The organism is Thermobifida cellulosilytica TB100 (assembly GCF_001517975.1).
Classification (GTDB): Bacteria; Actinomycetota; Actinomycetes; order Streptosporangiales; family Streptosporangiaceae; genus Thermobifida; species Thermobifida cellulosilytica.
The window spans coordinates 92125-98630 of sequence record NZ_KQ950186.1; the positions used below are offsets into that span (position 1 = coordinate 92125).

The 6506-nt window shown below is 72.6% G+C and carries 5 protein-coding genes and 1 pseudogene; 2 read left to right on the plus strand and 4 right to left on the minus strand.

From position 1 onward, the window contains the following. Together AC529_RS21025 and AC529_RS17150 are read left to right on the plus strand one after the other, a co-directional pair. Positions 1 to 420: pseudogene (locus AC529_RS21025) on the plus strand (amidohydrolase); the annotation flags it as partial. A 90-nt stretch (positions 421 to 510) separates the two neighbouring features. Then, complete coding sequence (locus AC529_RS17150; protein WP_068758388.1) at positions 511 to 1308, plus strand: M48 family metallopeptidase; 798 nt, start codon at positions 511 to 513, stop codon at positions 1306 to 1308. A gap of 25 nt (positions 1309 to 1333) precedes the next feature. Here the strand turns inward: AC529_RS17150 and AC529_RS17155 are convergent, their stop codons facing one another. The 4 genes from AC529_RS17155 to AC529_RS17170 all read right to left on the minus strand — a co-directional run bounded on the left by AC529_RS17155 (position 1334) and on the right by AC529_RS17170 (position 6254). Then, entirely contained in the window at positions 1334 to 3484 is a 2151-nt protein-coding gene (locus tag AC529_RS17155; RefSeq protein WP_068758459.1) for an elongation factor G-like protein EF-G2, read from the minus strand. 218 nt (positions 3485 to 3702) lie between these two features. After that, a complete protein-coding gene (locus AC529_RS17160; RefSeq protein WP_068758389.1) occupies positions 3703 to 4683 on the minus strand; it encodes a coiled-coil domain-containing protein in 981 nt (326 codons plus the stop codon). 108 nt (positions 4684 to 4791) lie between these two features. Then, a complete protein-coding gene (gene def, locus AC529_RS17165; protein ID WP_068758390.1) occupies positions 4792 to 5391 on the minus strand; it encodes a peptide deformylase in 600 nt (199 codons plus the stop codon). 53 nt (positions 5392 to 5444) lie between these two features. Next, positions 5445 to 6254 carry a nucleotidyltransferase domain-containing protein gene (locus tag AC529_RS17170; RefSeq protein WP_068758391.1) on the minus strand — a complete coding sequence of 270 codons (810 nt, stop codon included), beginning with the start codon at positions 6252 to 6254 and terminating at the stop codon, positions 5445 to 5447. Positions 6255 to 6506 lie beyond the last annotated feature (252 nt).

Here is a 6506-nt window from a genome sequence, read left to right on the forward strand (position 1 = left end):
GACGACGAGGGCGAGTCGACGCAGCATGCGGACATGGCGGCGCTGCTGACCGACGACGAGGGCGAGTCGACCCAGCATGCGGACATGGCGGCGCTGCTGACCGACGACGAGGGCGAGTCGACCCAGCATGCGGACATGGCGGCGCTGCTGACCGACGACGAGGGCGAGTCGACCCAGCATGCGGACATGGCGGCGCTGCTCTCCGACGACGAGGGCGAGTCCACCCAGCAGGCCGACATGGCCGCCCTGCTCAACGACCCCCCGCCGCCCCTGCGGGGTCCGACACAGGGCACCCAGACCGGGCCGTCGAGCTCGTTCCGTCCGCCCGCCGGCCCCGCGTTCCCCGCGCCGCCCCCCTCGGGGCGGCCGGTCGACGCCCCACCGCCCTCCGAAGGCCAGTCGGACGAGTACCGCTACTGACCTCCCCGGGCCGTCCCCAGCGGGGGACGGCCCGCGGCACGGCCCCCGCCGACCGCTGCGGCGGCCCCGGCAAATCGACAGAATGGCCGCATGACACTCTGGGGCTGGGGAGACCGGAAGCTGAACCGGTCGCTGCGCCACCCGCAGGAGAACCTGCTGCTGTGGATCTGCGTGGCCGTCACCGGCCTCACCGTGGTCGGCACGATCGACCGGGCGCTCTCCGAGAACAGCACCCAGCCGCTGCTGGTCCTCCTCGTCCCGGCGCTGGTCTTCTTCGTCCGCGGCCAGTTGTACGCGCGGCAGCGGGTCAACGGCGTGCGCATCACCGAGCACCAGTTCCCCGAGGCGTACCAGATGGTGGTCGACGCGGCCCGCACCCTCGGTCTGCCGCGGCCCCCCGACGCCTACGTGGTCCTGGGCCACGGACAGGTCAACGCGTTCGCCTCCGGGCACGGGTTCCGCCGCTACGTCGCGATCACCAGCGACCTGTTCGAGATCGGCATCCGCAACGGCGACTCCGACGCGCTCCGGTTCGTCATCGGGCACGAGGTGGGCCACATCGCCGCGGGGCACGCCTCGTTCTGGCGGCAGTTCGGCGTGTCCATCGCCAACGTCATCCCCGGCCTCGGCAGCTCCCTCAGCCGGGCGCAGGAGTACACCGCGGACAACCACGCCCACCGCTTCTGCCCCGAGGGCGCGCACGGCCTGACCGTGCTGGCCGCGGGCAAGTACCTGTACGGCAAGGTGGACTTCGCGGAGATCGCCGAGCAGGCCCGCACCGACCAGGGGTTCTTCGTGATGCTGGTGAACCTGCTGTCCACCCACCCGATCAACACCTGGCGCTTCGCCGCGCTGCACAACCGGGACCGGCCCGGACGGGTCTTCTGAACGCCCGGACCGGTCCCGCGGCCGCTCAGCGCCCGGCCGCCGCGTACTCCCGGGCCAGGTGCTGCGGCAGCGGCTCGTGCCGCAGGTACCTCCGGGTGAACGTGCCGGTCCCGTGCGAGAGCGACCGCAGCTCCACGGCGTAGCGGACGATCTCCAGTTGCGGGACCTCGGCCTTGATCAGCATCCGCCCGCCGGGGGCCGGATCGCTGCCCAGGACCCGGCCGCGGCGCGCCGACAGGTCGCTCATCACCGCGCCCAGGTACTCCTCGGGCACCAGCACCGACACCAGGTCCACGGGCTCCAGCACCGTCAGCCGGGACCGGTCCGCCGCGTCCCGCAGGGCGAGCCGGCCCGCCTTCTGGAAGGCCGTGTCGGAGGAGTCCACCGAGTGCGCCTTGCCGTCGTACAGCGTCACCCGCAGGTCCACGATCGGGTATCCGGGGTGCACCCCCTGCTCCATCTGGGCGCGCACCCCCTTCTCCACCGAGGGGACGTACTGGCGCGGCACCACCCCGCCCACGGTCTCGTCCACGAACTCCAGCCCCGAACCGGACGGCAACGGCTCCACCCTGATCCGGCAGATGCCGTACTCGCCGTGCCCGCCGCTCTGCTTGACGTTGCGGCCCAGCCCCTGGGCGGGGACGGCGAAGGTCTCCCGCAGCGGCACGACGACCTCCTCGGTGCGCACCGCCACCCCGTGGCGGCGCGAGAGCCGGTCCAGCGCCAGGGCCAGGTGGGCCTCGCCCTGGCACCACAGCACCATCTGGTGGGTCTCGGAGTTGACCTCGACCCGCAGCGCGGGGTCCTCGGAGAGCAGCCGGGACACCGCCTGGGAGAGGCGGTCCTCGTCGGCGGCGTGCTCGGCGCGTATCGCGGTGGGCAGCAGCGGCTCGGGGCACTCCCAGGGGGCGAGCCGCAGCGGGCGCTCCGGCGCGGAGAGGGTGTCCCCGGTCTCGGCCCCCGCCAGCTTCGCGATCGCGCACAGGTCTCCGGCGACGACCCGCCCGACCGGCTGGGTCTGGCGGCCCAGCGGGACCGCCAGCGGGCCGATCCGCTCGTCGCTCTCCGCCCCCGCGCGCTCGGGGGAGGTCATCCCGCTCCCGCACACGTGCACCGTCTGGTCGGGGTGGAGCGTCCCGGAGAACACCCGGACCAGGCTCACCCGCCCCACGTACGGATCGCTGACCGTCTTGACCACCTGGGCCAGCAGCGGCCCGTCCGGGTCGCAGCCCAGCCCGCCGACCTCCCTGCCGGAGGGGGTGGTCACCGGCGGCAGCGGCCGCTCCAGCGGGCTGGGACAGGCCAGCGGCAGCTCCCGCAGCAGCTCGGGGACGCCCACCCCGCTCAGCGCGGACAACGCCAGCACCGGGTGGAAGCTGCCGCGCGCCACCGCCGCCTCCAGGTCGGCGACGAGCATCGCGCGGTCCAGGGGTTCCCCGGCCATGTAGCGGTCCATGAGCGTCTCGTCCTCGCTCTCCTGGATCACCCCCTCCAGCAGGGCGGCCCGCAGCGACGCGTACTCGGCGAGCAGCTCCGGCTCGGGCGTCCGCTCCACCGGGGAGCCGCCGGAGTAGTCGTAGTAGCGCTCGGAGAGCAGCCCCAGCAGGCCGCGCACCTCACGCGACTCGCCCTCGCCGTGGAACACCGGGACGTAGGCGGGCAGCACGCCCTCGCCGAACTCGGCCTGGCACTGGGCGACCGCCTCGAAGAAGTCGGCACGGTGGTGGTCGATCTTGGTGACGGCGACGGCGCGCGGCACGCCCAGCGCGGCGCACTCCTCCCACAGCATCCGGGTGGGGCCGTCGATCCCGTCCACGGCCGAGACCACGAACAGGGCGGCGTCGGCGGCGCGCAGCCCCGCGCGCAGCTCCCCGGCGAAGTCCGCGTACCCCGGGGTGTCCAGCAGGTTGACCTTCACCCCGTCCACCAGCAGCGGGGCCACGGCGAGGTTCACCGAACGCTGCTGGCGCACCTCGAACTCGTCGTAGTCGCTGACGGTGGTGCCGTCCTCGACCCGGCCGGGGCGGCCGAGCACGCCGGAGGCCGCCAGCAGCGCCTCGACCAGGGTCGTCTTGCCCGCTCCGGAATGGCCGACCAGGACCACGTTGCGGATGTCGCGGGGCCGGTCGGCCGTGGCTGCCCTGCCGGCGGCCGCGGAACCGGATCTGTCCGCCATGATCACCACTCCCCCCGAGGTGACAGCGCCGTGTCTCCCCTGTGACACGGAGCACCTCCACCGTCACCCGTGGGGTCGGATATAACAAGACCGCTGTGCCGGGAAACCCGTGATCTTTGCTTTTTCCGTGCTTTGTGCGGCGACGGGCGAAACGCGGGGCTGGGCGGCCGCGGCCCGCGCCGGAGTGCCCCGCGCGGCGGCGGGGTACTCCGCCCGGGTCAGTACGACGAGATGTGCACGTGGTCGTAGTGGTTCTGGGTGATGCTGCCGCGGTCGGACATCGGCTTCCAGCCCGCGCCCGGGTTGCGGGAGTCCCAGATCTTCTGCTCCCAGATCACGTACATGACTCCGAGGCGGTCGGCGTTGGCCTTGGCGTACTCGGCGATCCGCCAGCCCAGGTCACGGTTGGCCGCCGTGGGCATGACACCGCCCGGACTCATCATGAAGTCGCAGGCCCGGCCCGAGCCGTGCTCGCCGGAGTCGCCGGGGCGCAGGCAGCCCACCGGGTAGGGGGCGCCGAAGGTGCTGATGATCTCGTCGCGGATCGCCGCCATGCGCGGGGTCGCGCCGTCGAAGCCCCAGCCGCGCGCGCTGTCGGGCACGCTGCCGGTGCCGGTGGTGGCGGGCACCTGCTGGGACTCGTACTTCTCGATCTTTTCGAGCACCTCGTCGCGCTGCGCCTCCAGGTCCTCGATCAGGTCCTTGGCCTCGGCCAGCTTCGCGTCGGCCTCCTCCTTGGCCTGGTCGGCCTCCTCCTTCAACTGCGTCAGGTTGGCCACCCGCGCGCCGCTGATGTGGGAGACCTGGCCGAGCAGGGCCGCGTCGGAGAGCATCTGCTCGGGCGAGCTGCTCACCATGATCTCGATGACAGGGTCGAAGCTGCCGCTCTTGTACTGGCTGGCCGCGATCAGCGCCACGTCCTCGCGCGCCTCCTCCAGCTCGTCTGCGAGCCGTTCCACCTCGTCGGCGGCCTTCTCGGCCTCCTCCTTGGCGCTGGTGTACTGCACGAGTTCGGCGTTGTACTCCTCTTCCAGGGCCTGGGCCCGCTCGTTCAGCTCGTCCAGCGACAGCTCGTCCTCCTCCGGGTCGGCGTACCCGGGGGAGGAGAACGCCAGGAGGAACACGGCCAGCGCGGTGAGGACGACGGCGCCGCGGCGCCGAACGGAGGACGGAGGGGAGGAAACAGCGGATCTGCTCACTTGACTTGCTCCGTGGGAGGGACCTGTGGCCGTACGAGAAAAGGGGCGGGGGTTTCCCAGGGGCCACGTGATGCTGAGCAGACCCTATGAGATCTTTCTGTGATATGCCTAGTCGGCGCCTCCAACCGGCCCGTACGGGGCCGCGGCGGAGGAGAGGTTTCCGCCGAAGGCGGACGGAAGGGGCGGGGCAGGCTCCGAAGCCTCGTGGGCGCGCAGGAACCACGGCGAGCGGCGGATCTCGCGCATGGCGGCGCGCCGGGTCTCCCGGTCCAGCCGGTCCAGGTAGAGCAGCCCGTCCAAGTGATCCGTCTCATGCTGTAGGCAGCGCGCCATCAGGCCGGTGCCCTCCAGGGTGACCGGCTCGTTGCGCAGGTCGACCCCCTTGACCACGGCGCGCAGGGCCCGCCGGGTCGGGTACCACAGGCCGGGCACCGACAGGCAGCCCTCGTTGCCGTCGTCCTGGGTCTCCTCCGACAGCTCCACGATCTCGGGGTTGATGACGTAGCCGATCCGGCCCTCGACGTTGTAGCTGAACGCGCGCAGGCCCACCCCGATCTGGGTGGCGGCGACCCCGGCGCGGCCGGGCGCGTCGACGGTGTCCAGCAGGTCGCGGACCAGGGCCTTGGTGTGCCGGTCGAAGGTCGTGATCGGGGTGGTCGGCGTGGTCAGTACCGGGTCGCCGAACAGGACGATGGCGCGCTTGGTCATGGGACCAAGGGTAGAGCGTCGGCGGGGCGGGTCCCGGCGGGCGGGAGGCCCGCTCAGGCCGGACGGAGCGACAGCGCGTCGTCGAGCACCATCTCGATGTAGTCCAGGGCCGCGCGGCGCCGCTCCAGCGCGTTGCGGTACAGCGAGGGCAGCGCCGAGTTGCGGCGGATGCGCAGGCACTCGTTGACGATGCGCTCCCACCGCTCGGGGAAGGCGTGCAGCGCGTAGAAGCCCGCGCCCGACTTGGAGGTGATCTCCCCGGTGCGCAGGGTGAAGTGGAGGCGGCTGACGCTGAGCACGCTCCAGGACGGCGCCAGGGACCCCAGCACCGCGAGGCCGCGCGGGGTGACCAGCCGCCCCGCCGTGGCGCGCCACCGCCGCCAGTGCTCCTCCAGGTTGCCCAGCGACCACGCCCGCAGCGTGCCGGGCTCGTCCCAGACGTCCACCTCGGCGGGCCGCGGGCCGCGCATCGCCACCCCGCGTTCGGCCAGCACCCGCCAGGTGACGGGGTTGACGTCGGCGCTGGCCCGCACCCGGAACCGGCCGGCGAGCACGGAGGCCACCGGACCGCAGTGCTGCGGGTCGGCGGCGAGGTCGTCCCAGGTGACGTAGATGCCGTTGAAGTGGGGGCGGGGGAAGCGGGCGCGGATGCGGGAGTGGACCCGGCGCATCGCGGTCCGCTGGGCCTCGGACAGGGGGGCGGAGGTCACCACCACGAAGTCGATGTCGCTGGCGTGCGGACGGAAGTCGCCCAGGGCCACCGACCCGGTGAGGTAGAGGCCCTCGACCAGCCCGGGGAACTCGTCGTCGACGTCGCGGAGGAAGGCCTCGGCCACGGTGCGTACCAGCGGGTGGACAGCCATCGTCACTACTCCAGTCCAGTGGGCTCGGGTACGGATCGCGGTCCCGTCCATGCGGCGGGGAGCCGCCGCGGCGTCAGTGTCCGGCCGTCCAGGAGGCAGACAGCCCGAGTGCCTGTTCCCGGCTCGGGTCGATCGTTCGTCGGTTTCGTGGGGACAAGGCCGATGGTAGCGGAGAAGTCTGGGATTCCACCGTGAATCCGCGACCGGTCAGTGCTCCGCGAGCGCGGTCTCGGCGGCCGCGACGAGCGCGGC